The 24,800-nt window shown below is 43.2% G+C and carries 22 protein-coding genes and 8 tRNA genes; 11 read left to right on the top strand and 19 right to left on the bottom strand.

The genetic code is table 11. The features are described 5' to 3' along the window. Positions 1-92: 92 nt before the first annotated feature. Positions 93-168: transfer RNA gene (locus N477_RS05005), tRNA-Ala, on the bottom strand. A gap of 545 nt (positions 169-713) precedes the next feature. On the opposite strand from N477_RS05005, the gene N477_RS05000 reads away from it, so the two are divergent. The 8 genes from N477_RS05000 (at position 714) to N477_RS04965 (ending at position 3,127) form a co-directional block, all read left to right on the top strand. Then, a tRNA-Val gene (locus N477_RS05000) sits at positions 714-789 on the top strand. 19 nt (positions 790-808) lie between these two features. Continuing rightward, positions 809-884 (top strand) — tRNA-Val (locus tag N477_RS04995). A 16-nt stretch (positions 885-900) separates the two neighbouring features. Beyond that, positions 901-976: transfer RNA gene (locus tag N477_RS04990), tRNA-Val, on the top strand. A 15-nt stretch (positions 977-991) separates the two neighbouring features. Next, positions 992-1,067, top strand: a tRNA-Val gene (locus N477_RS04985). Between the two features lie 45 nt (positions 1,068-1,112). Then, positions 1,113-1,188: transfer RNA gene (locus N477_RS04980), tRNA-Val, on the top strand. A 16-nt stretch (positions 1,189-1,204) separates the two neighbouring features. Next, positions 1,205-1,280, top strand: a tRNA-Val gene (locus N477_RS04975). A gap of 15 nt (positions 1,281-1,295) precedes the next feature. Next, positions 1,296-1,371, top strand: a tRNA-Val gene (locus N477_RS04970). A 127-nt stretch (positions 1,372-1,498) separates the two neighbouring features. Continuing rightward, on the top strand, positions 1,499-3,127 hold the full coding sequence (locus N477_RS04965) for a response regulator (protein WP_063360570.1): 1,629 nt from the start codon (positions 1,499-1,501) through the stop codon (positions 3,125-3,127). Between the two features lie 39 nt (positions 3,128-3,166). Here the strand turns inward: N477_RS04965 and msrB are convergent, their stop codons facing one another. The 6 genes from msrB to N477_RS04935 all read right to left on the bottom strand — a co-directional run bounded on the left by msrB (position 3,167) and on the right by N477_RS04935 (position 11,439). Further along, positions 3,167-3,622 carry a peptide-methionine (R)-S-oxide reductase MsrB gene (gene msrB, locus N477_RS04960; protein ID WP_063360571.1) on the bottom strand — a complete coding sequence of 152 codons (456 nt, stop codon included), beginning with the start codon at positions 3,620-3,622 and terminating at the stop codon, positions 3,167-3,169. Positions 3,623-3,885: 263 nt separating this feature from the next. After that, complete coding sequence (locus N477_RS04955) at positions 3,886-4,359, bottom strand: DUF2919 domain-containing protein (RefSeq protein WP_063360595.1); 474 nt, start codon at positions 4,357-4,359, stop codon at positions 3,886-3,888. A 73-nt stretch (positions 4,360-4,432) separates the two neighbouring features. Next, positions 4,433-6,454 (bottom strand): NAD-dependent DNA ligase LigA, encoded by a 2,022-nt coding sequence (ligA, locus tag N477_RS04950; protein ID WP_063360572.1) that lies wholly within the window; start codon positions 6,452-6,454, stop codon positions 4,433-4,435. Between the two features lie 95 nt (positions 6,455-6,549). Beyond that, complete coding sequence (gene zipA, locus N477_RS04945; protein ID WP_063360573.1) at positions 6,550-7,257, bottom strand: cell division protein ZipA; 708 nt, start codon at positions 7,255-7,257, stop codon at positions 6,550-6,552. 17 nt (positions 7,258-7,274) lie between these two features. After that, positions 7,275-10,664 carry a chromosome segregation SMC family protein gene (locus N477_RS04940; RefSeq protein WP_063360574.1) on the bottom strand — a complete coding sequence of 1,130 codons (3,390 nt, stop codon included), beginning with the start codon at positions 10,662-10,664 and terminating at the stop codon, positions 7,275-7,277. Positions 10,665-10,707: 43 nt separating this feature from the next. Next, a complete protein-coding gene (locus tag N477_RS04935) occupies positions 10,708-11,439 on the bottom strand; it encodes a TrmH family RNA methyltransferase (protein WP_063360575.1) in 732 nt (243 codons plus the stop codon). A gap of 214 nt (positions 11,440-11,653) precedes the next feature. Between N477_RS04935 and N477_RS04930 the strand changes: the two genes are divergently transcribed. Beyond that, positions 11,654-11,947, top strand: coding sequence for a hypothetical protein (locus N477_RS04930; protein ID WP_063360576.1), 294 nt, complete (start codon positions 11,654-11,656; stop codon positions 11,945-11,947). 74 nt (positions 11,948-12,021) lie between these two features. Here the strand turns inward: N477_RS04930 and N477_RS04925 are convergent, their stop codons facing one another. Both N477_RS04925 and N477_RS04920 read right to left on the bottom strand, forming a co-directional pair. Continuing rightward, positions 12,022-12,609, bottom strand: a complete 588-nt coding sequence (locus tag N477_RS04925) for a hypothetical protein (RefSeq protein ID WP_063360577.1) — start codon at positions 12,607-12,609, stop codon at positions 12,022-12,024. 53 nt (positions 12,610-12,662) lie between these two features. Further along, entirely contained in the window at positions 12,663-12,935 is a 273-nt protein-coding gene (locus tag N477_RS04920; RefSeq protein WP_063360578.1) for a hypothetical protein, read from the bottom strand. Positions 12,936-13,166: 231 nt separating this feature from the next. Between N477_RS04920 and cysZ the strand changes: the two genes are divergently transcribed. Together cysZ and N477_RS04910 are read left to right on the top strand one after the other, a co-directional pair. Then, a complete protein-coding gene (cysZ, locus tag N477_RS04915; RefSeq protein WP_063360579.1) occupies positions 13,167-13,892 on the top strand; it encodes a sulfate transporter CysZ in 726 nt (241 codons plus the stop codon). Positions 13,893-13,956: 64 nt separating this feature from the next. Next, entirely contained in the window at positions 13,957-15,171 is a 1,215-nt protein-coding gene (locus N477_RS04910) for a glycerophosphodiester phosphodiesterase family protein (RefSeq protein WP_063360580.1), read from the top strand. A 52-nt stretch (positions 15,172-15,223) separates the two neighbouring features. Here N477_RS04910 and N477_RS04905 read toward each other — a convergent pair whose 3' ends face one another. From N477_RS04905 to N477_RS04860, 10 genes are all read right to left on the bottom strand, one after another. Beyond that, positions 15,224-15,481, bottom strand: a complete 258-nt coding sequence (locus N477_RS04905) for a hypothetical protein (RefSeq protein WP_063360581.1) — start codon at positions 15,479-15,481, stop codon at positions 15,224-15,226. A gap of 217 nt (positions 15,482-15,698) precedes the next feature. Continuing rightward, positions 15,699-17,327, bottom strand: a complete 1,629-nt coding sequence (locus tag N477_RS04900) for an FAD-dependent oxidoreductase (RefSeq protein ID WP_063360582.1) — start codon at positions 17,325-17,327, stop codon at positions 15,699-15,701. A gap of 293 nt (positions 17,328-17,620) precedes the next feature. Next, positions 17,621-18,706: a 23S rRNA (cytidine(2498)-2'-O)-methyltransferase RlmM gene (rlmM, locus tag N477_RS04895; protein WP_063360583.1), complete on the bottom strand. Its 1,086-nt coding sequence runs from the start codon at positions 18,704-18,706 to the stop codon at positions 17,621-17,623. Between the two features lie 18 nt (positions 18,707-18,724). Then, the gene (locus N477_RS04890; RefSeq protein ID WP_063360584.1) at positions 18,725-19,093 is read right to left on the bottom strand and encodes a DUF423 domain-containing protein; all 369 of its coding nucleotides are present in this window, start codon (positions 19,091-19,093) and stop codon (positions 18,725-18,727) included. Further along, the gene (locus N477_RS04885) at positions 19,086-19,727 is read right to left on the bottom strand and encodes an alpha/beta fold hydrolase (protein ID WP_063360585.1); all 642 of its coding nucleotides are present in this window, start codon (positions 19,725-19,727) and stop codon (positions 19,086-19,088) included. Before N477_RS04885 ends, N477_RS04890 begins: the two co-directional genes overlap by 8 nt. Before the next feature lie 15 nt (positions 19,728-19,742). Next, positions 19,743-20,636, bottom strand: a complete 894-nt coding sequence (locus tag N477_RS04880; protein WP_063360586.1) for a transcriptional regulator GcvA — start codon at positions 20,634-20,636, stop codon at positions 19,743-19,745. Between the two features lie 96 nt (positions 20,637-20,732). After that, the gene (gene kdsA / locus N477_RS04875) at positions 20,733-21,584 is read right to left on the bottom strand and encodes a 3-deoxy-8-phosphooctulonate synthase (protein WP_063360587.1); all 852 of its coding nucleotides are present in this window, start codon (positions 21,582-21,584) and stop codon (positions 20,733-20,735) included. Positions 21,585-21,914: 330 nt separating this feature from the next. Beyond that, positions 21,915-22,718, bottom strand: a complete 804-nt coding sequence (locus tag N477_RS04870; protein WP_063360596.1) for a tetratricopeptide repeat protein — start codon at positions 22,716-22,718, stop codon at positions 21,915-21,917. Positions 22,719-22,857: 139 nt separating this feature from the next. After that, complete coding sequence (locus N477_RS04865; protein ID WP_063360597.1) at positions 22,858-23,232, bottom strand: SirB2 family protein; 375 nt, start codon at positions 23,230-23,232, stop codon at positions 22,858-22,860. A 7-nt stretch (positions 23,233-23,239) separates the two neighbouring features. Beyond that, the gene (locus N477_RS04860) at positions 23,240-24,787 is read right to left on the bottom strand and encodes a DUF3369 domain-containing protein (RefSeq protein ID WP_063360588.1); all 1,548 of its coding nucleotides are present in this window, start codon (positions 24,785-24,787) and stop codon (positions 23,240-23,242) included. Positions 24,788-24,800: the final 13 nt, after the last annotated feature.

Raw genomic sequence — 24,800 nt, 5'->3', positions numbered from 1 at the left:
GGCCTCTAGACGAAGGGGACACAATATTAATCTTAAACATTCGAAGTTTAAAACTAATTGATGTCACTAGGACTTAAATTCAACGATGTGCTTGGTGGAGCTAGACGGGATCGAACCGTCGACCTCCTCGCTGCCAGCGAGGCGCTCTCCCAGCTGAGCTATAGCCCCTCATCGCATGCAGTGATTTACTCACTGTGCATCGCTGAGTGCGGGGCGCATTCTATGCAGGCAGGAAAATAAAGTCAACAATTTTTAGTTAAGTTTTTTCTAACTGCTTCAAAAAACACCCAAGAGGACACAATATAAACAAAACTCTACTTTAATTCAATCAAACCTTTTGTTTTAGTTTGATTTTTATACAAAAGAGTATGTGTTCCCCTCCCCTGATTTACTCACATACATTGTTTTAACTTAATGACTCAAATAAGAAGGGTGAAATTGAATAAAAAACAATAATTCACTCATCCTCACGATGCTAAATCATAATTACACTCGTCACTTTGTGTGCTCACAGCGTTAGCTTGTGCTGTTTTTATCTATGTTATTTACACTCCTTATAATGAAGAGCAATTGTAATTTTATTAATTTGCCTATAAATACAGCAAGCAAACGAAATTTTCATTTTTAAGTATTGACTCCTTTGCTCGGCTCCCTATAATAGCGCCCCACAGCAACACGGTGTTATGCACAATGTTTGTTGTAAAATTAGATATGGGTTGTTAGCTCAGTTGGGAGAGCATCGCCCTTACAAGGCGAGGGTCACTGGTTCAAGTCCAGTACAACCCACCATATCTAAATTATCTATATTGGGTTGTTAGCTCAGTTGGGAGAGCATCGCCCTTACAAGGCGAGGGTCACTGGTTCAAGTCCAGTACAACCCACCAATATAGACTGTAATTTGGGTGATTAGCTCAGTTGGGAGAGCATCGCCCTTACAAGGCGAGGGTCACTGGTTCAAGTCCAGTATCACCCACCAAATTACACATATCTCGGGTTGTTAGCTCAGTTGGGAGAGCATCGCCCTTACAAGGCGAGGGTCACTGGTTCAAGTCCAGTACAACCCACCACTTAAATCCGCGTTGCGGTTGGATTTTATCCATATAATCTATATTGGGTTGTTAGCTCAGTTGGGAGAGCATCGCCCTTACAAGGCGAGGGTCACTGGTTCAAGTCCAGTACAACCCACCAATATAGACTGTAATTTGGGTGATTAGCTCAGTTGGGAGAGCATCGCCCTTACAAGGCGAGGGTCACTGGTTCAAGTCCAGTATCACCCACCAAATTACACATATCCCGGGTTGTTAGCTCAGTTGGGAGAGCATCGCCCTTACAAGGCGAGGGTCACTGGTTCAAGTCCAGTACAACCCACCATTCTTTTATCTTTCATTGAACCACAATTATCTTCTTAGATTGCATTTTAAGTTCTATCTCATACTATTTTAAAAGTTTGAAGAAACGACTAGACTAAACTTATTGCTGGTAACATCCTTATACTGATATGGCCGTTCAACCATTTGTTAATTCAAAAATTTTAATTGTGGAAGAACAACCGCTCGCGCTCAGCTATTTGAAACAATCGCTTGAACGTTTAGCCTATCGCAACATATTTGTCGCAGAATCAGCAATTGTCGCAAAAGAAACCTGCGAAACGAATAAGTTTGATCTAATCATCTGCTCTTTTGATTTAAGCAAGCGACAAAATGGTTACCAACTGTACGAAGAACTCCTCAAAAAGCGTTTAATTAAACGCAGTACTAGCTTTATCTTTACCTCAGCCGAGACGAGCCCTGAGCTAGTGCATAGCGTTGTTGAACTGCAACCTGATGACTTTTTAGTTAAGCCATTTACCATTAAAGATCTACAATCTAGAATTGAACGCGTCCTAAAAAGAAAGCAAAGCCTGAAAAAATTATACACACTCATTGATGATGAGAATTACTCTAAAGCATTGAAACTTATCAATACAGAGTTAGATAGTCAGCAAACGAGTTACTCGGTTATGCTACTTAAATTGAAAGGCGAAATGCTCCTTAAGCTTAAACGCTTTGATGAGGCAAAACAGTTTTATAAATCTGCACTAGAGCTACAAAAATTTACATGGGCCAAGCTAGGCTTAGTCGAGGCACTCATTGCCAACAATGAGGATCTCACTGCGCAAAAACTGCTAAAGAGTTTAATAGAAAAAAGCGAAACGCGCCTCGCCGCACTCGACCTACTTGGGCGACTAGAAATCAAATTAAACCAATTTGAGCATGCACAAAAAGCTTTGCACGAAGCGTCGCAAATGGCCCCGCGTAACCTTTCTAGGCAAAAATCATTGAGCACAGTTGCTATGATCAACCATGATTATGAATGCAGCTACAATGCGCAAAAAGAAATAGCAAGCTTTGCCAGATATTCGATTCATGACAGCCCTGAGGTCTACTTGAATGCAGCCAGAGCAGGTATAGATTTCGCTCTGGCCACTGATCAACACGAGCAAATCAACAAAATTACTCGACAAACACAGCAATATTTAAATGATTTAAAAAAGCAATTTCCTCATGCGATCAACCAAACACAAATGGATGTGCTTCATGCTCGGCTGCACTACCTAAAAGATGAGCACAAAAAAGCACGCCAATTAATGGAGCAACTCGATGATGAGCCTCAGATCCGCTCAGTAGACGCAGCATTGGATAAAGCAAAAGCATTTCATGAGTTAGGCTTTCAACACAAAGCTCAGGCGCTATTTGGTCAGATAATTGATCACTGTGAACGACACAGAAGTAATGAAGATCCCGTCATGATGCATTATTTACAGCAGCAACATGATGAACGCAAAGATATTACAATGGGTCCCAAAGAGCTCAACAACCACGCGGTCAAACAATTCAATAAAGGTCAGCTAGATGTCGCCTTAGAAGCATTTTCTCAAGCCTTTAGAGTGATGCCAAAAAATGCCAGTATTGCACTTAACTTACTACAATGCTTGGCAGACGCAACTGGTAAAAAAGGTATCACCTTTAATACAAATCTTGCCAAAAAATGCTTGAAAGTATTAAAAGATACAGAACTGGACCCTGATCAAGAGTCCCGCTTTGATAAGCTTATGGCGCAAATGAAAGAAATGGGGCTAGCGCAATAATTACTCACAAGAATAAAATTTACACTACGCAAAAAACACTTATTGCGTTACAGCCTCTTGCCTCACCATAGCAAGTGCATTCACACAATATCTTAAACCACTTGGTTTAGGTCCATCAGGGAAAACATGACCTAAGTGTGCATCACAGACGTTACACACAATCTCTACCCGTGTCATGCCATGTGCTGTATCCCCATGGTATGCAATTGCATTCTTACTTGCAGGTTGAGTGAATGATGGCCAACCCGAGCCGCTTTCAAACTTCTCTTGTGCATCAAATAACAATTCGCCACAACACGCACACTCGTATTGACCCGGTTCAAACAAACTGCATGATTCCGAGCTAAATGGGCGCTCTGTTCCTTTATTGCGGGTAATATGAAAGACAGATGGTTCAAGCAAAGCCTGCCACTGCATCAAACTTTTTTCTACCTTTCTTGGTGGAGCAGGATTACCTTTATCAGCCCTATTGAGTATATCTTTCCAAAGTAACATGTTGATATTCCTAAACAATTTAATTTTTTATTATTAGAAGATAATAATAATCATCTCATCTACCACAACGTAATACAGTCAAAGTTTATACTTTGTTCATGACACAACTAGGTCAACCGATGCTTTAACGCTAATAAGTTGAATTCGTACAAAACATAAAAATTTAACTTATTGCTTGATACGAATTAATCGTTTAATTAGGTCACAACAGATAGATAAAACGCCCCAATATCATTTAGGCGTCTACGTGCTTTTTCGTCAAGCTATTTTGTATCTGGTTCCGGCCAGTCACCAAAAAAACACGTTAAATAACGACTGTTAATTAGATATAAAATTACCCAAGACACTAAGACGATTTGACCTGCTAGGTAAAATGAAAACTGAAAGTGATTGGTCGCGGCCTGCATCAATAACCAGCCAAGATCTAAGACGGCAGTTAATAACATAGGCCAGCGCATATAGCGCCATATACGTCCCCACTTTTGCGAGCTACTGGGCCTGCGCATGGAATAGACAACAGCGGGTAATAACGCGATTGCCGCGATGCTGATGGCAATTAAAAAATTACTTTTTGAAGGAAAGAACAAGCTCATAATATCTAAATCTGGCCGCCAAGTTAGCGCTGACATTAACCAGACTAAAAAGGGTCGCAATAAGACAAGCAAAGTTAAATTGAAACCTAGAGGTGTGCGATATACGCCATATTTATCCCAATATTCTGGTCCAAATCGCCCAATCAACTTACTCACTTAACCACCTCTGCGTACAGCTTATTTGGCTACCCTAGGTGGGTAGCCTTATTATTATCAATTACCCCTGATGCAGTTCAAGTAAAGCGATGAGTGCCGCCTCATCCATTACATCTACACCAAGGTCTTGCGCCTTTGTTAGCTTAGAACCTGCTTTTTCACCTGCAACCAATGCATGCGTATTTTTTGATACACTGCCCGCCACTTTTGCCCCTAAAGCTTGAAGCCTTGCTTTAGCATCATTACGGTTAAGCTGGCTTAAAGTCCCTGTTAAAACATATGTGAGGCCTTCTAACGGCTGTGATTGCTCTGAAGGTGCCTCAATATCAGACCAGTGCACGCCAACTTCTTGCAGCTCAGCAACCACTTGTTGATTGTGCTGCTCACCAAAAAATGCGTGAATATTATGCGCAACAATCACACCGACATCACTCACTTCCTGTAGACTTTCAATGGAGGCATTCATGACATTTTCAAGCGTTAAATAGTGATTAGCTAGATTTTGAGCCGTTGCTTCTCCGACTTCTCTAATACCCAGCGCATATAAAAACTTCGCCAAAGTGGTTTGTTTACCAGCCTCTAATGCATTAACCAAGTTTTTAGCCGACTTAGGGCCCATGCGCTCAAGTGATTCAAAGTGACCTTGACGCAGCTTAAACAGCTCAGCAGGTGTTTTTATTAGCTCTCGGTCCACTAGCTGTTCAACGATTTTATCGCCTAAACCGTCTATATCTAGTGCCTTTCGTGAGGAGAAATGCTTGATGGCTTCTTTTCGCTGTGCCTGACATACCAAGCCACCAGTACAGCGTGCCACAGCCTCCCCTTCAACGCGTTCAACATGTGAATCACAGACTGGACACGTATTTGGAAACTCTATATCAAACGCATCATCAGAACGTTTATCTAACACAACTTGTGTGATCTGGGGGATCACATCCCCTGCGCGGCGAATGATCACATGATCTTTTACTTTTATCCCCAAGCGATCAATTTCATCTTGGTTATGTAACGTTGCATTTGATACCGTCACTCCCCCCACGAAGATTGGCTCTAGTCGAGCGACAGGCGTGATAGCACCTGTACGGCCTACTTGGAATTCAACATCCAATAACTGGGTGATTTCTTCTTGTGCAGGGAATTTAAATGCAATCGCCCAACGCGGTGCACGCGCAACAAAGCCTAACTGAGTTTGTTGCTGCTTATCATCCACTTTGATAACCACACCATCAATTTCATAACTCAACGCATCACGGCGCGTTAAGATATCTTGATAATATGCCAGTGCCTGAGTTACACCTTCTACGCGCTTTGTTTCAGGGCACATAGGCAGTCCCCACAACTTCAATTGCTCTAGCTGCCCGTAGTGTGTCTCGGCTAATTCAGCTCCTTCCACTGTCCCCATTGAGTAGGCATAAAACATCAAAGGTCGCTTTGCCGTGATCTTAGAATCTAACTGACGTAAGCTGCCCGCAGCTGCGTTTCTTGGGTTCGCGAAGGTTTTTTCATCTTTTGCTAATGCCGTTTCATTAAGCCTTTCAAAGCCGGCCTTATCCATAAATACTTCACCACGTACTTCAACCTCAACAGGTATATTGTCACCTCTTAAGCGCAGCGGTATATTTCGAATCGTTTTTACGTTTTCAGTGATGTTTTCGCCTACTTGGCCATCGCCACGGGTCGCAGCCTGAACCAATACACCATCACGATATAAAATCGATACAGCCAAGCCATCCAGTTTGGGTTCACAGCAAAATGCCAGCTCTCGAGACTCGAGTAAACGTTCTTTAATACGACGATTAAAGGCGTTAAACTCATCTTCATCAAACGCATTATCGAGAGATAACATAGGCACTTTATGCGTTACTTGATCAAATTTACTTAATGCGACACCACCCACTTTCTGTGATGGTGAGTCGGCTGTTAGCAGCTCTGGATGCGCCGTTTCTAACTCGGTGAGTTCACGCATTAACCTATCATATTCGGCATCTGGCACTGTCGGCATATCCAGGACATAATATTTGTAATTATGTTCTTCCAACTGCGCTCTTAATTCATTGATTCTATTACTGATAGATTCCGACATTTCAACCTCTTAATAAAACAAAAGCCACCGGTTTGTGCCAGTGGCTTACTCTATCTTTTTCCGCCCAACGACTTGGGCAATGGTACACCTAAAATTTAGGCTGCAAATTCGCGTACTTTTTCTACATACGTTCTGATCGTATCCACCGTTAGTGGCTCACGATGGCTATCTAATACTTGTGCACCAAATTCATCTGAAAGCTTCTTAGCCGCACCGTGTAACATGTTAAATGCCGCCATACTGTCACCTTCACAGGGTAGCGTCATAAACAAGCTCACACCGGCTGTGCTAAACTGCTCCATATTATCAATATCGAATGTACCTGGGTTGTACATATTAACCAGTCTGAATAAGACAGGTCCGTTACCCGATGACTCTAAATGGCGATTAAAAAAGCCTTCTTCTGAGTATTTAAACCCAAGACTTAACACGCTTGGTAAGAGCTTAGAGCCGGCCATTGTTAAACCTTCAGGCATTTGAATATGGAGAATGATGAAATCTTGCGGCTCTGGCGCTGACTGTTCGCTGTGCGCATTATCCTGCTGCTCAGCTGGCTGCGATTCGTCATATGCAGGCTGCACGTGTGAGGTATTAGGCTGCTGCGGTTCTTCATCAACAGCGGCAAAGCTCATATCACTTAGTTCAGGCTCTTTTGGCTTTGCGTCCTCTTTCACAGCAGGCAAATCTTGAGTGCGATCGTTTTTGTCTTCTTTTTTTCTAACAGACCAAAGCCCATGTATCAGTAGTCCACCTATGATCAACGCACTGATCACAATTAATGCCCATCTCAATTCTGTGGCCATTGTTCACCTTTACTTTTTTATGTATGTGCCATCTGCACTGCTTGTTCTATGTCTACAGCAACTACGCGAGAAACACCTGGTTCTGACATAGTTACCCCCGTCAGCCTTGCGGCCATTTCCATCGCCACTTTATTGTGACTAATATAAATAAATTGTACCGCTTGAGACATCTCTTCCACAAGGCGACAAAAACGCCCAACATTGGCATCGTCCAGCGGCGCGTCTACTTCATCCAACATACAAAATGGCGCTGGATTTAATCTGAAGATAGAAAATACCAATGATAATGCGGTCAACGCTTTTTCTCCACCACTTAACAGATGAATTGTCGAGTTTTTCTTACCCGGTGGCCTTGCCATTATAGTAACACCACTTTCTAACAAGTCATCACTGGTGAGCTCTAAGTATGCATTTCCGCCGCCAAACACTTTAGGAAACAGCTCCCCCAAATCCCTATTGACCTGATCAAAGGTGGCTCGAAAACGTGTTTTGGTCTCCCTATCTATCTTTCTAATCGCATTTTCAAGGGTTTCAAGTGCCGCTGTTAAATCATTTAGCTGCTCATCTAAATACGTTTTTCTTGCTAAAGCTTCGTCAAACTCTTCTATGGCAGCTAAATTGACCGCGCCTAATATCGATATTTTTTGCACCGTCGCGGTTAGCTGACTTTGGTACACCCCTGCACTCAACTTATCATCTAATGTCGCTAGCACACCTTTTAACGTTTGTTTGAGCTCTAATAACGGTTCAAGCGCTGCTTGGGCTTTAACAACTAAACTTTGTTCTTGTAATTGTAGCTGCTGTTTTTGCTCTTTGAGCTTCAAACTATTTGCTTGGGCATCCTGCACACTACTTTGTTTTTCAGATAGCTGTGTTTTTGCCTTTGCAACCTCTTGCTCCATATCCGTCAGCTTTTGTTGCTGCGTCTGATGCGTGGTCAATAATGTCGTTATCTGTGTTTGCGTTTCTAATAACGGTGCCTCAAGTTGCACCAACTGCTCAGAATTGGCTTCTAACGCAGCCACACACTGCTGCATACTCTCTTTCAAATGCTGAGTCTTTGTCGCACTTATCTGTTGATCACTTTGCGCTTGCTGTAACGCTAACTTTGCCAAATGCACTTGCTCCTGTGCTTGGGTTTTACCGATAAGTGTCGCTTGTATCTTCTGTTTATTCGCCTCAACGAGCAGTTTTTTTTCAGCTAACTCTTTTTGTAACCCCTCAAGCTGTTCAGTCACTTGTTGGTGACTTGTTGTACGCTGCTGGGCAAGCGTTTGCGCTGATGTCATTTCTTGTCGGGTGTTTGTCAACGCTTCAGCGAGCTTATCCGATTGCGCTTGCCAGCCTTGCTGCTGTAGCTCTAAAACCTCTAAACGGCTTTTATTAGCTGCCACTTGCTGAGCCACACTGTGCACGGCTTGCTTATTGTGTTCAATCGCCGCTTCAAGTTCAGTGTGCTTGGCAAGACAAAGCACTTTGTCTTTTTCTGCGTTATCAAAAGCCGCTTGCAGGTTAGGTAAGTCAGCATTTAAGTTATCCAGCTTTTGATAATTTGCCAGCTGGCTCGCGCTTCCCTCAGCGCGCGGCATTTTAAAATTATCGCCATACACGCATCCCATATCATCAATGGCTAAGATAAAGTGAGTGTCTGAAGTAAACGATCTAGATGAAGCCAACCATTTGATATGATTTAAAACACTTGGGTAAATACCTGACTCTATGAATTGAGCGACACTATGAGGTTCAGGCGCCTGTGTATGTGCCCAAATTCCAGCACTATTGCGCGCCTCACTCAAAGGCAGCCCATTTAGACCCAGTAGCGCGCCTTCAACTATGTCAGCAAACCCTGCTTTCACTTTTAATTGAGCCAAAAAAGAAGGCTGTTGAGCGGCCTCAACTTCACCTAACAATGAAATCAAGGTGTCGCGCTCTGCGGTACTTTGCAGTAACTGCTGCTGCGCAGATTGGACGATATTTTGACTTTGGCGCACTTGCTTATCGCTATTTTGGCGTTGTTCAGTCAGTTTTTGTGCTTGGCTTTGAAAACTCGCCATCTCTTTAAGCAATGACTGTTGCTTCGCACTTTCTTGCGATAATAACTCGCTACTATTCTGCGCTGATAGTGTCTTACTATCGATTACCAAATTAGCATGGCGCTCTTCAACATGACGTTGCTTTTGCTTTGCCTGTTGCAAAGCAACGTTACTGTCCGCATGTTGCTCTTTTACCTTTGTCTCTTGCTCGATGAGTACGTTGAGCGTGTCTTCAACGTCATTATTCAGCTGCTGATTTTGCTCATACAACGCCATTCGCTCTTCAAGCTCAGCCTCTGCAAGTGCTAAACGCTCAGCTGCATCTTCGCACTTTTGCTGCTGTGCAGTACAACTGCCTTGTTGCTCACTCAACAGAGCCTGTGCGTTTGCCTGTTCTGATTGTAATTTTACTTTTGCCTCGCCCAATTCAACCCGCTTTTCTGCCAGATGAATTTTTTGCTGTTCAGCTCGGGTCAGCTCAGTATGGGTTTTATGAAGCTCTTGCTGTAATACATTGAGGGCATCGCTAAGATGGGTCACTTGCTGCTCAAAGCTGGCAACAACATCATTTTGTCCGCCGTGGGCTTGTTCTAAAAATTGCAGTTTTTCATCTAGTTTTGCGATCTGCTGCACTTTTTGCTGCAACTTATCATTGAAATCCTGCCATTTTAAAACCGCTAGCTGGCCTTTTAAGGTCCGCTCTTTGGCTTTTAACTCTTTGTACTTTCTGGCGGCTTCCGCTTGCTGAGCTAATCTATCAAGCTGTGATTGCAACTCTTTGCGCATATCCAGCAAACGCTCTAGGTTTTCTCGGGTACTCTTAATACGCGTTTGTGTTTCTCGTCTGCGCTCTTTATATTTAGAAACCCCTGCAGCCTCTTCCAAAAAGACTCTGAGTTCATGCGGTTTACTCTCAATTAAACGAGAGATCATGCCCTGCTCAATGATAGAATAACTGCGTGGGCCGAGGCCTGTACCGAGGAAGATATCTGTAATATCACGACGACGACATTTGCTGCCATTTAAAAAATACAGTGATTGACCATCTCGGGTTACTAATCGCTTAATCGATATTTGGTTTCTATCAGCCAGCGACCCCGGTAATGTGCCGCGCGTGTTGTCAAACATCAACTCAACAGACGCTTGTGAAATGGCTTTACGGTTTGTCGAGCCATTAAAAATAACGTCTGTCATCGCATCACCACGTAAGTTCTTGGCTGAACTTTCACCCAAAACCCAGCGCACTGCATCGATAACATTTGATTTGCCACACCCATTGGGGCCAACCACACAGGTCATCTGATCAGGAAATGGAATTTTAGTAGGCTCGACAAAGGACTTAAAGCCTGCGAGCTTAATGTGACTTAAGCGCATAGATAAAATGATGTATTTTTAGGGTTTGAACAACACGTGTACATTAAATTGCACGGCGAAAGTTATCAAGTATGATACCCGTCGCCATGGCCACATTGAGCGATTCAGCTTGGCCATAGGCTGGAATGGTAATCGGCTGATTAATGTACTGGCCTGCTTGATCACGGATCCCATGGGATTCACTGCCCATCACCAAAACACCTTGTGGCACAAATGCCGTTTGATGCACGCTCTGTCCATCTAAATACGCCCCATATATTGGCCCGTTATACGCACTTAAAAACTGCGCTAGGTCTGTCCTAATCACATTCACACGGACAAACGATCCCATGGTTGCGCTGATCACTTTTGGATTTAAATGATCTGCACAGTCTTCGCTAACCACAACTTGCTTAAGCCCATACCAGTCTGCTAAACGAATAATTGTGCCCAAATTGCCTGGATCGGATACCCCATCCAGTGCCAACACCAAACCACTTTTGTCGATTTTTTTTTCTTCAGGCACAGGTACGATGGCAATCGCTGCATTATTACTGACTAAGGTGCTCACTTTGCTCAGCGCCTGCTCATCACACTCTGTGATTGGGCAGTGCTTTAAGTCAGTTTGATGTGCACTGATAAATTGAGGTGTCGCAAATATTTGCTGTACTTCAACATTGGCTTGCAGCAATTCCAAGACATTTTTTTCACCTTGAACAAGATACAAACCATGTTGTTTACGGTATTTTTTTTGTGCCAGAGCGCGAACAAGTTTTTGTTGATTTTTAGACAGCATACACACCTCATTTGGTTAAGAAGCGAAGTATATACACAATATAGAATAAAAGGCAGTGGAATTGCCTAAGACGCAGTGGGATGCGCTACAAATAAACAAAATTCTTCTCTTTGAGCTTACTTTGCACTCACATAAAAGTATGATTACAATAATGCCACATTATAAAGTGATACTTTTGATATCACATGTCCAAAACTTGAGTTGAGACGTAGTTATGTCTGCAGAGCTTCACATTATCCTGTTAAATATTGCCATTCTATTTATCGCGTATTTTGCGATATACCCCAAATATGCAGGTAACGACTTTAAAAAGATTTCAACGCAAGACTTTATTGCATCCATTATCTCTTTGGGTATTGCAGGTTCCGTTTATTTTGCTTCGGGTGTTGAATTTACCTTATTCTTTTTTGAGGTAAGCTGGGCATGGTTTACTTTAGTAAGCTTTACCATTATCGAGCTGCCGCTATTTTATTGGTATGCCAGACGTCACAATGTCAAACTCCCGTAAGCCATCAAATAGGCATTAAAAAAGGCATCATTTAGATGCCTTGGCTTTAATTTACATTAACTTTGGGGGAACTGTTACATTTCTTTGTTGTGCAGTAGCTGCGCCACCACATCTTTAAAATCATGACATGGTTTAAGTGTTGTGATCATGCCATTACTATTTTTAACTAGGTCAATGATGTCAAAATAGCCCACTGCTTTTTTCTGACTATTTTGTACAAATAAATAAGCTATCCCATCGGCTTCAATCGTTTCTTTGATATCGCCAACTTGCGCATTCACCACTTGTGCCGTTGAGATCTGACGCAGTGAATTGATTGACACCATCATGTCAGATACCGTCAGTTCGCTGCGACTGAGACCCCTCTTTTGCGCCGTTTCAAGCACGTTACGACTGCCAAGTTGCGCCAATGAGATAAGCCCCACTGGCTCAGAATCAGCGTTAACAACAAGGGCTGCGGCTTGATGTGTTTTATTAAGTACCAGCGAAGCATCGTCCAAGCTGGCGTCAATGTCGATATGTATCGCTGGCAAAGGGCGAAGAAATTGCTCAGCAGGTAATTGTGCAAACGTTTTGGTATGGGCAGTTGCCACACTGAACGCGTTATTCGTTACAGCGCCACTATCTATAGCAGCAGTTTTTAGTGCATGATAAAAGCTCATGATCCACCTCACGACGATTAATAGAAACTAATAATGTTGTTTTAAAAGGGGGATTAAAAAGCCGGTGGTGCTCGAATGCGGGTACTATGAGGTTGCGAACTAAACTCTGAAGAGAAAGCAGACGTCGCTTTGTCAGCGTCAAACTGTGCGCTCTTTGACACACTAAACGGCAATGCCTCATCAATATCAACGTCTAAATACTGAACGTCAAAGTCAGCGATTAGCTCAATGATTTGCTGCCTTTCTTCTGCTGCATGCGTGCCTGTCGCCGTTACACAAAGTAACGTCGCTAAACTGACTGCAAACAATAGGTGAAAGACGCGCATGCTGTTTTCTTCTCCACAATAATCTACTAATTAGTGTATGGACTCCCCCATGGGTTTACAAGGGGTAAACTACGAAATTGTACCTAAGATAATTGTAAGAGAGTGTGACATAAGTACGCGACTCGTTGAATTTCAGGCCTTTCACCGGATCAGTCAGTAAGAAAAATCACGCACTAAAATGATAATAACGATTATAATAGACTCTAACTGTTCCCAATTTAGAGTTTACTTATGCAAATTACCAAAGGGATGGAATACTTTATCGCTGGCTTTTCAATGCTGGGTCAAAAGGGATTAAAGCGATTCGTCTTTATTCCGCTATTGATCAACATTGTGTTATTCGGCGGCTCGTTGTTCTTCTTATTTGATTGGTTAACACAAGGTTTTGAATATTTAAGTGGTTCCCTGCCAAGCTGGCTTAGTTGGCTCGAGTGGTTACTTTGGCCCTTAGCGATTTTAATTATACTATTTAGTTACAGTATGGTGTTTACGGTTATCACCAACTTTATCGCGGCGCCATTCAATGGCTTATTGTCTGAAAAAGTAGAACTACACCTAACAGGCCAACCGATCAATGATGAGGGTTTTGCGGATATCGTAAAAGATGTACCTCGTATGATTGGCCGAGAGTGGACCAAGCTTTGTTACTACCTTCCTCGTGCGGTTATTTTCTTTTTAATGCTATGGATGTTACCTGTGATAGGCCAAATTTTATGGATCCTCTTTACCTGCTGGATGTATAACGTGCAATATAATGACTATCCGTTTGATAACCACAAAATCAGCTTTAAGCAAATGAAACAAGATCTTAAAAGCCAACAAGGGCTCTCTTATGGCTTTGGCTTTGCGGTGTTTGTGCTCACGGCTATCCCATTTGTTAATCTGATAGTGATGCCTGCGGCAGTCTGTGGCGCAACCAAACTTTGGGTAGAAAATTATCGCGGTAACTACCGCTAACAGCTCATACAATCGTCATAATTCATCCCGATAATAGTTAAAAAAACAACCTTACTGGGACGTTATGCAATTTTTAACTAATATCGTACTTACTGCGGCACTGCTTAGCAGTGCCTATTCATATGCCAGTGCACAACTTGGCCCCCGCCCGTTTTATTTAGTCGACCAAATGGCACCGAGTGCCTTAAAAACCAAATTGTCTCGGTGTATCAACAGGCCAGCCTTTAAAAGTAACTTTTCGATTGGTCACCGTGGCGCACCGACACAATTTCCTGAGCACACCAAAGAGTCTTATGTCGCGGCCGCGCGCATGGGCGCAGGTGTATTGGAGTGCGATGTCACCTTTACCAAGGATAAAGAGCTGGTTTGTCGCCATGCACAGTGTGACTTACATACCAGTACTGATATTTTGCTGCGCCCAGAGCTGGCCGCGAAATGCAGTCAGCCTTTCACTCCTGCGAACCCAGAGACTGGCGCACCTGCCAGTGCAAAGTGCTGTACATCGGACTTAACACTCGATGAGTTTATGCAGCTCAAAGGCAAAATGGACGGCGCCAATCCACAAGCGCAATCTCCAGAGCAATACGTCAAAGGCACTGCGGGCTGGCGTACAGACCTATATTCAGCTACAGGTACGTTAATGACCCATGCACAAAGTATTGAGCTGTTTAAATCGTTGCGCGTAAAAATGACACCCGAGCTCAAATCACCAGCGGTAGATATGCCATTTGAGGGCATGACTCAACAAGATTATGCGCAAAAGATGATTGATGAATATCGCGCGGCAGGTGTCTCGTCGCGCAAAGTACTGCCGCAATCATTCAATATCGAGGATGTGCAATATTGGCGTCACAACACTCGCTTTGGTAAGCAAGGCATCTACTTAGATGGTCGATATAGTGATGCACATTTTAACCCAAGTGACTCAAGCACATGGCAACCAAGCATGAGTGACATCAAAGCCAGTGGGATCAACATTATTGCCCCACCACTTTGGATGCTATTAACTTTAGATGCACAAGGCCACATTGTGCCTTCCCAATATGCAAAAGCAGCTAAAGCGGCAAATTTGGATATCATCACTTGGACACTTGAGCGTTCAGGCTTGATTTCTCAAGATGGCGGTTGGTATTACCAAGGACTTAAAGATGCCATTAGCAATGAAGGCGATGTCTATAAAGTACTGGATGTGCTAGCCAAGCAAGTTGGCGTTAAAGGTGTGTTTAGCGACTGGCCGGCAACCACTACATTTTATGCAAACTGCATGAACATCTATTAATCTCAAATAAGCGATGTGCATCAGTGCTTGCACATCGCTTTTTTAAGCAAGTTTAGAAGTATTTGCTTGTACCAATCGTGCCAGGGCCCGTGATAGTACTCGGGTTAGTAATGGTGCCAGTGTAAGGACCATCCGGATCAGTTGGACCCGTTTGAATAATCGTCCCATGTGGCGTGATTGTAGCGAATTGATCACTACCCACATTCACATACGCGCCATCAGCACCGCCAACGTGCTTTGTCATTTTTGATGGGATCACAGCAGCATCTTGTGAAAGGGCTTTTAGTTTACGCTTTTTAAGATTTAACATTTTTTACTCCTCATTAAAGTCGCCACAAATAGTACAAATCAGCAAAATACAGGCAACTTAAAATAGTCTGTAAAAATAAAAAATCACAAGCGATAAGATAATTGCGCAATTATTAACTGGCAAATACCCTATTAAAAACCAATCAATTAGAATTCAATAATAAAAAAATAAGGCAAATAATCATCCATTTACCTTACAGATTACCTTCGCCGTTAACTTACACCTCTATCGACTGGCCATGATTCAAGCGGTTAGTCGGATCGAGTAAGCGTTTGACTTGCTGTAGCCTAGGATAGTTGTCCTTGTAATATAGGTATTGCCAATTCACAATATCCATATCTGCATAGTTGACATAACAGCCATCCATAACACCATCAGGCACCGGACCTTTTTCACCATACATCTTATGATAAAAACTGCTCATCCATCCTAAGTGATACGGATCTTGGCTTGGGTCAAACCAATAGGTTTGATATTGTAGCTTCATCACAGAACCTCGATGTGACACAGCTGTATCGTCGGGGGATAATGCATTAATTTGTCCGCCATACGATGACAACTGCAACGTACCACTTGGATTTAAATAGTCACCATGCCTGAGTTCATCCCACAACGTACGAATTTGCGCTTCGGGAAAAGGCTTATTCATATACGCAGACTTGTTTTTACCTCGCGCACCTATTAGTGGTCCAGCCGCATACTGTGTGCCATACCACCAAGGCAAACTGAAGTAACTGCCAGGTGGCGTTGGCCTTGGTGGCGCATCCTCTTGGCTCTGGATCCCCATGTGGTCGGATGTACGCAAACCGACTTTGGCTTGTGCCAATTGCGCCGCAGAGAAAATAGCATCTAAAAACTCATCAATTAAGCCGGGGTTTCCTGCGCAGAATAACTGCAAGCGAATACTGCCCCCACCACCAACCGATTTTGGCATAGACATGGATGTATGTAGTGCATTAAAACGACTTTCTGGGCCGTTATTTTTAGTCCAAAACTCGCCGTAATTTTTAATCAAGGCTGCAAATTGCGGATAGTCTAAGCTTGCCCACGGCAACGACACCTCTTGTGTATGAATAAAAGCAGGTACGTCAGGTAAGTCTTTGAAAAAGTATTTGGTTACGATACCAAAGTTACCGCCACCCCCACCTTGATGCGCCCAGACAATTTCATCTGCCTGAGCAGATTGGCCTTTAAAGTATTTACGCGGATACGTTGCCTGCCCGCCCCATTCATTAAATGCCACCAGCTCGACGCCGGCCAAATAATCACTCGATAAACCGTATTGACGAGAGTGTACGCCAAACCCTCCGCCACAGACGTGACCACCAATCCCGACACCAAAACAAGACCCTGCTGGTATTATTTTGCCAAACTCTTTGAATAAGGTTTTATAGGTATGACCTAAATTTGCCCCCGCTTCCACCACATAATAATCACCGTCTTTATAAATGCGGTCCATATTACTGATGTCGATAACCACCCCATTATCATTATCAACAAACCCTTCATAGCAATGCCCACCTGCGCGCACAGTGATGCGTTTACCCTGTGTGATCGCATCACGGGCAGCCATATACACTTCATGGGCAGAACTACAAGCCCCTATATAAGTTGGCTGGCTCAAAAAGCGCATATTCGAGCCCAGCAACATTGAGATATAACGCGGATCATTACCAAACACCTTATGATATTGACCATATTCCCCACGGGCTTCCGCTGAGGTTGATTGCATTGCCAAAGGCGCAGCGCCAACCACACCACCGACAGCCAATGACTTTTTCAAAAAGCTTCGGCGAGATGTTTGCTCTGTTGTCTGTAACACTAACTCTTGTTCTTTATTATCCATCGTACTGTCCTTACATGTTATTGTTATTGGTCACACAGCGTCCTGCCACTATCCAAACCCGACACGCTCCAGCATGCGACGTTTCCAATGTAGCAATAAACAAAACTAGAACTGTATATAAATTAGACTAAAGGCGTAGAATGAAAAGACACTAAGGGAAAGAGAAAAACAGTAAAAAAAGACAATATATCGATAGTAAGTAGTCACATCCACAATGTATCAAAATATTTCTTCTGCGTATGTGGCGTTTGGGAGGTGGTTTAAGCCACATCCTTGTGGCTAGAAAATAACGATTAGCTATATAAATTTTGCGGGACTTTTAAAACCTGAATATGTACGGTGACTTCTTCGCGGTCATGATATAAGTGTTTGGCTTGGAGCTTATAACCGACATTGTAATGAGCCAGCTCATCATCAATCAATTGCAAACATTCATAGACACTATCAAAGCGCTTTTTCATTGGTAGTTTAAGGTTAAATATTAGCTCTTTAACAAAGCCATTCACTATCCAATCGATCATCAATTGCGTTACTTTGCTTGGCTTTTCAACCATGTCACACACTAACCAATCGATGTTGCGCTTTTCTGGGCGGTATTTAAAGCCATCTTCTCGAAAATGCTTCACTTGACCACTTTCCATTAACTTGTCATTCATTGGGCCGTTATCGATAGCCGCGACAAACATACCGCGTCTCACTAGTTGATAGGTCCACCCTCCTGGACAAGCGCCTAAATCAACACCACGCATGCCTGGGCGGACACGATCTTCAGCCTGCTCTTTGGTTAAAAAGACATTGAACGCTTCATCTAATTTTAACGTTGAGCGGCTTGGACCATCTGCCGGCATTTTAAGTCTAGGGATCCCCATAAAAAATGGCGAGTTATTGTCGCTAAAAGAGTAGCCCACATAAGCCGTATCATTTGCTAAAAACAAAATATGCAGCACAGGCTTTTGCGGCTTTACGTTGCGCGTTAGCTTATTTTGCTTCTCAAGGGATTTAGCCAATGGCGTCGAGATCTTTTTACAAAACTTCGACAGCTCTTTGCCTTCGTTTGTATCAGGTGTTTCTACACGTAAATCCCCACACAACGGGAAATCCGCGACACATTGCTTTATCTCACCGACACGATCTTCAAGTGGCATGTTTGTCAGCAAAGTGCCGGCAAACCACTGTCTTGCAAATACCAAGCTTTTAAAATCGATTTGCTTAACCAGCCGCTCTGCCTCTTCTTTGGCATAACATTCAAAAGTCACAAACCCAGTATTTGGCTTGGCTTTGACATACCCAGCAACGCCTTGTTGCATTGCATGGTGATTAATTTCAGCAGCCGCATCACTTTCAAAACCGCTACGACAGTAAATAACTACACTCGACATTGTTTCAATATTTCCAAATTAAAGAGGTTGCTTAGCGGCTTTAACAATCAGTATGAGCCAACCAATAATAAAACACACTCCACCGATAGGAGTGATAGGACCTAGCCACTTTGCACCAGTCAGGGCCAATAGATATAAACTGCCACTAAATAGCAAAATACCCACTATAAAAGCAAAGCCTGCCCATTTAAGCTGCATGCCCCATTTTATCAACAGCGCCACAGCGATAAGGGCTAAACCATGTGTCATTTGATATTGTGCCGCCGTCTTAAAGATCCCCACAGCATAGTCACTCACATGGTGCTTCAGACCATGGGCAGCAAACGCCCCTAATGCCACTGACAACATGCAAAAGACACTGCCTGCTAATAAAAATAGTTTAGCCATGGCAAATGTCTCGAATAAATTGCACGGTTTTTTGTGCCGCGGCGTCGCGGTTTTGCGCCTCAGTTAAGCCACTCGCTTTACGTGGCTTCAATGAATGATCGCCATCAGGCAGCCAAAAATACTCCGGTGTTGCTTCTAGTTGCAGTGCGCTCACTTCGGTTTTATTCCCAAATGTGTCTCGCTCGCCCTGCAGCACTAAAAACGGGCATGGAATATCACCAAAGTGATCCACTCTTAACTTTTCAGGTTTGCCAGGAGGGTGAAATGGATAGCCAAAAGCAATCACACCTTTGACCTTGGCGGTTGTTTCACATGCCAACATAGACGCCATACGTCCGCCCATTGATTTACCGCCAATAAATATCGGTAACGCATCATCAAGTTGTGATAAGACCTGTTCGTAACACGCTAATAATTTAGGCGCTCTATCCGGCGGACGCTTTTTGTTTTGTGCTTTAGCCGTAGCCATGTATTCAAAGTCAAATAGCGCAACATCAATGCTTTGCTCAGCGAGCTTAGCCGCCATATCTTGCATAAAGTCTGAATCACACCCAGCGCCTGCGCCATGGGCAAATACAAACTGTGCCACAGGACTCTGGGCTTTGTGCCATTCAATGACGACCTTATCACTCATAGTTAAAGTACCTTGTTATATTTGTTCTTGCTCAACCATACTGAGCATCCAATCTTTAAACGACACGATTTTACCCAGTTCTGCCTGAGATTCTCGGCAAACAAGATAATATGCATTTTTACTCTCTAAGCTGTGGCTGAACGGAATAACCAAGCGCCCGGCATCCAGATCTGGTTTTGCCAGCACACTATTACCCAATGCAATGCCTTGGCCGTGCACAGCCGCTTGTAGCACCATCGATGAGTGGCTAAAAATAGGCCCCGTATTAGCAGGTACATTTCGCACACCAGCAGTTTTGAGCCAAGACTTCCAAGAGCGACGAGAGGTATCATGCAACAGGTTATGGTTTGCCAAATCGCTGGGCTGATCAAGCGGCTTTGGCCCGTTAAGTAACAAAGGGCTGCACAGAGGCACTAAGTACTCTGTGTGTAATTTGTGTGTTTGCACGCCGCTCCAGTTGCCACGACCATAATAAATTGCCACATCAACATCATCCGTCAGCGAGTTTTCATCCTGATCTTGGGCTTTGATCCGCACATCGATATCTGGGAATAACTCATTAAATTTACTTAACCTTGGCACCAGCCATTGTATCGCAAAGCTCGGTGTTAAGCTCACAGTGAGTGATCCTTTCGCGCCACGTGCTAGTAACTTTTCAGTTGCATCAATAAGTTGTGAAAAGATATCTTTTATATCTAAAAAATACCCTTGCCCTTCTTCTGTCAGAAGCAAGGAACGATTTTTTCTGAGGAACAGCTTTAACCCCAAGTGTTCTTCAAGCGTTTTTATTTGGTGGCTAATAGCCGCTTGTGTCACGAATAGTTCTTCAGCGGCTTTGGTAAAACTCAAGTGCCTGGCTGCTGCTTCAAACGCTTTTAAAGCATTGAGTGGTGGTAACCTTCTTGCCATAGCAGGACGCCTTTACATGTTGTTATATTGTATGTTGTTGTATCGTTGGGCAACCACCATCCTATGGTCACTGCCCGGCCTAACTAAATAGGCAAATTAAACGCTCGCGCTGGTATCTAGCGCATCAAAGCTTTTGATTAACTCGTCAACCGCTTTCATTTGCTTCAGGTAGCCTTCCAATTTATTTAAAGGCAGCGCGCACGGACCATCACATTTAGCGACATTTGGATCTGGGTGAGCTTCGATAAATAACCCTGCTAAGCCCAGTGCCATGCCACTGCGTGCCAGCTCTGCCGCCTGTGCTCTGCGTCCATCTGCTGAATCAGTACGACCACCTGGGCGCTGCAGCGCATGCGTTGCATCAAAAATGACTGGAGCCATGTGCTTCATATCATCCATACCTAGCATATCAACGACTAGGTTGTTGTAACCAAAGCTGCTGCCGCGCTCGCATAGAATGATTTGGTCATTGCCCGCCTCATTCAGCTTTTTAATGATATGACGCATTTCATGCGGAGCTAAAAACTGTGGTTTTTTGACGTTAATGACAGAGCCAGTTTTTGCCATTGCAACCACTAAATCTGTTTGACGAGCAAGAAATGCCGGTAATTGGATCACATCTGCAACTTCGGCCACAGGTGCAGCTTGAAACGGTTCATGTACATCCGTGATCACAGGAACATTGAACGTCTTTTTTATTTCTTCAAAAATTTTTAACCCTTCTTCCATACCTGGACCACGGTACGAATTGATGGATGAGCGGTTAGCTTTATCAAAAGATGCCTTGAAAACATAAGGGATATTGAGCTTTGAGGTGACTTCAACATAATGCTCTGCAATTTGCATCGCCAAATCGCGTGACTCAAGTACATTCATACCGCCAAATAAAACAAACGGTTTATCGTTTGCCACTTCAATGTTTCCAACTTTTATAATCTGTGTATTCATATTTCAATCCAATTTAAATCGGTAACAAGCAACCACGTAACTTAATTACCAAGTACACATATTGATATACGCTTTAAGGCCAACTTATTATGATAGTTCAGCATAGTACCTAATTGATCAACACGCTATTTATCACCATACTCGATTGCGAATTTATAATGATACGTTGATATAGGCACTTAGTTCAGCCACAAGCAGTGATAAAGTCTTTAGAGCATATAGTCTTATGTGTAATTTGACTACTCGCGGTTAGTCGATAGTGAGATAAAACTTGCTGTTATGTAAGCCCTAATCCACTCAACTTAGGGGGCCCTCATTCACACTTTATTGTTAATGCAATATGTTGTTGTGATCAGCAAGCTCTTCTATTTGATTCTGTATGATCTCAATGGTGGGGTCATCAGGGCATTCATCTACAAAATACTGTAGATCATCTTTGGCCATTTTAGGGCAATTAAGTTGATTCAATAAATACCCTCTATCTCGCCTTTCGTAAGGGTCATCACCCAATAGTTCCATCAGCAGCTCTACACAACTCAATGCATGGCTGAATTTCTCAGCAGCAATAAATGACCACTTTTGCTGGGCTAGATAAAGCTTAAACGCTTCATCCCCTATCACTAACTCTAATGGTTCTTGCTCTTTTTCGCCGTCATTTTCAGGGGTGATATACCAAGATTGCTGGCCAGAACTTGGATCTATGATGTAGCCTTCTTCACTACTTAACGCGACATGCACCACCACTTCATTTTGCATGAGAGCAACCGTGGCATTAAAGTCAGCGCGCTCAAGTAGATGTGCAAGTAAAATCGCCAATGCAGTGCTTGTACCGCTGCGCATTTTAAGCACATAACCCACGTTATTTAGTAAATACTCAGGGACCTTTTGGCCTGTGCCACTAAATAGCCATTTGGTATAAAAAGTATCAAGTATTAAATCAATACGCTTATGCGCATCTTTTTCCTTCACACGCATCTCATCAACCGCCAGTTCTAACTCAGCCAAGAGACATAGCGTTTGCTCGGTGTCGGCTTGCGCATCCCATCGCTGCTCTGCATAAATACTACGAAGCAATGGTGGCACGGTATAATCCATACCTAATTCTTGTTGTTCATCAAACCAAGTATCCGTCATAGACTGTACTGCAAACCCATGTGAAAATAATAAGCCGCTAGTGTAACACTTTTTAGTCCATACCCAAGGGGAAATTTTACTCACAGCCATGTAACTAGCTGGTTAGCTAGCCACATGATTTAGGCTTTATTAACCTAGATTAAAGAATGAAGGCGCTTTTGGTGCTCGCGAGGTAGCCGATGGCGAGTAGTGCAGCAGTGGCACCGATCAGCGCAGGAATTTGTTTTGACTTGTGTTTTGATTTAGCTACTACAAAACCTAAGCCAATATACCCAACGACCAGTATTATTTTTTCCATCAGCCAAGGTTGAGATGATGGTTTCATGCCCAAGGTCACCGCCAGATAAACAGCAGAAACAAGTAATAGTGTGTCTACGCCATGGCTGGTAATAAACAAGACTTTATTATTGGCTAGTTTGCCCGTGGTTAAACGCGACACTGAGCGTGTATAAAAAAGTACAATGCTTAGGACTGCAAACATCATATGAGTATGCTTTAAAAACAGGTAATCCACATCCACCTCACTGTTTATCTGGGTAGCGCGCTAAAATGGCTTCCAGATCGTCAATAATTTCGTTAAACACTGTGACTAATTTAGGGTCAAAATGTTTACCACTCTGATTATTAATCTCTTTGACCACTTCTGGTAAGTCCCATGCCTCTTTGTAACAACGGCGATGACGCAGCGCATCATACACATCGGCCATCGCTACAATACGTCCGAACACGTGTATATCTTCCCCTTTAGTGCCTTTGGGGTAGCCTGTGCCATCCCACTTTTCATGATGGTCTCTTGCAATAAGTGCACCTGCATTAACAATTTCACGTTTGGAATCTCGCAACAACTGATAGCCCTTTTTAGCGTGACTTTGCATTACCGTCCATTCTTGCTCATCCAGTTTGGCAGGCTTATTTAAAATCGCATCTGGAATGCCCACTTTGCCGACATCATGAAGTGGCGAGGCAATACGTACTAAATCCGCTTCTCTATTACCCAGCCCATAGCCCACAGCAAGTGCATGACATACATGTGCTACGCGCTTGACGTGATTGCCAGACTCCGTTGAGCGCATCTCTAAAGCTTCACTTAGACGGTATACCAGCTCTTGTTGTGTATCTTCTATTTCCGCTTGTAACTGCACGTTTTCGTAAGCCAGTTGTACGTTTTGCGAGAATATTTCGATTAAATGCTTTTGCGTATCAGTTAAAAACTCAGGGATCCCAGAGACGAACAGCATAGATGCATGGTTATACTCACTTGAGCAATACGAGAATAAGTAATTGTCTTTGTAAACAATACTTTTTTCATTCAGCGCCTTTTTACACGCTTGAATTTGCTCCTCATTTAAAACATCTTGAATGGGTTTGCCTTCACTCTTTGCAAACTCACCTCGTCCTGTAAACACCACTAAGTCTTCGCTGCAGGTGTCTGGTTCATTGCTGGCCACCAAAGACGTTGCATACATGGCTTCATCAACAGTCCCCAGTAATGAGGTAAGCTGTTGCATTACCCCTTCGATAAACTGCTCAATCGAGTGCGTTGCAAAAATATCGCGAGACGCTGTGATAATTTTTTCTAAGCCTTGACGAGATTGATCAATTGATAAGATATCGCGATAAGAACGTAAGCTAGACATCACCACAGTAAAGAGTTTCTGTGCTGTCAGTTCTGTTTTCGATTTATAGTCATTGATATCATAATTCACAATGACCTGTCTCTCTGGTGCTTGACCTGGTTGTCCGGTTCTAAGAATGATGCGAATGTTGTTATTCTTGGCCGTTTCGCGAATAAACTGAGCAACCTTTAAACCAGCATCATCGGTTTCCATCACCACATCGAGCAATACAATCGCTGCATCAGGGTGGTCAGTCACCACCTGCTTTGCTTCCTCTCCCGAATATGCACTGAGAAATTCAAGTTTCTTCTTTTGAAACTCGAAGTCACTTAACGCAAGTTTAGTGACAGCATGTACTTCAGGTTCATCATCCACAATGATGACTTTCCAAGTGCCACTTTGTTCCGTTTCTATGACATCCGTTGGCTCATCTGAAAACAAAAAATCATCCATAGAGAGTCCTTAA

This window comes from Pseudoalteromonas luteoviolacea H33-S (assembly GCF_001625695.1).
GTDB lineage: Bacteria > Pseudomonadota > Gammaproteobacteria > Enterobacterales > Alteromonadaceae > Pseudoalteromonas > Pseudoalteromonas luteoviolacea_B.
This window is presented reverse-complemented; position numbering and strand designations above follow the sequence as displayed.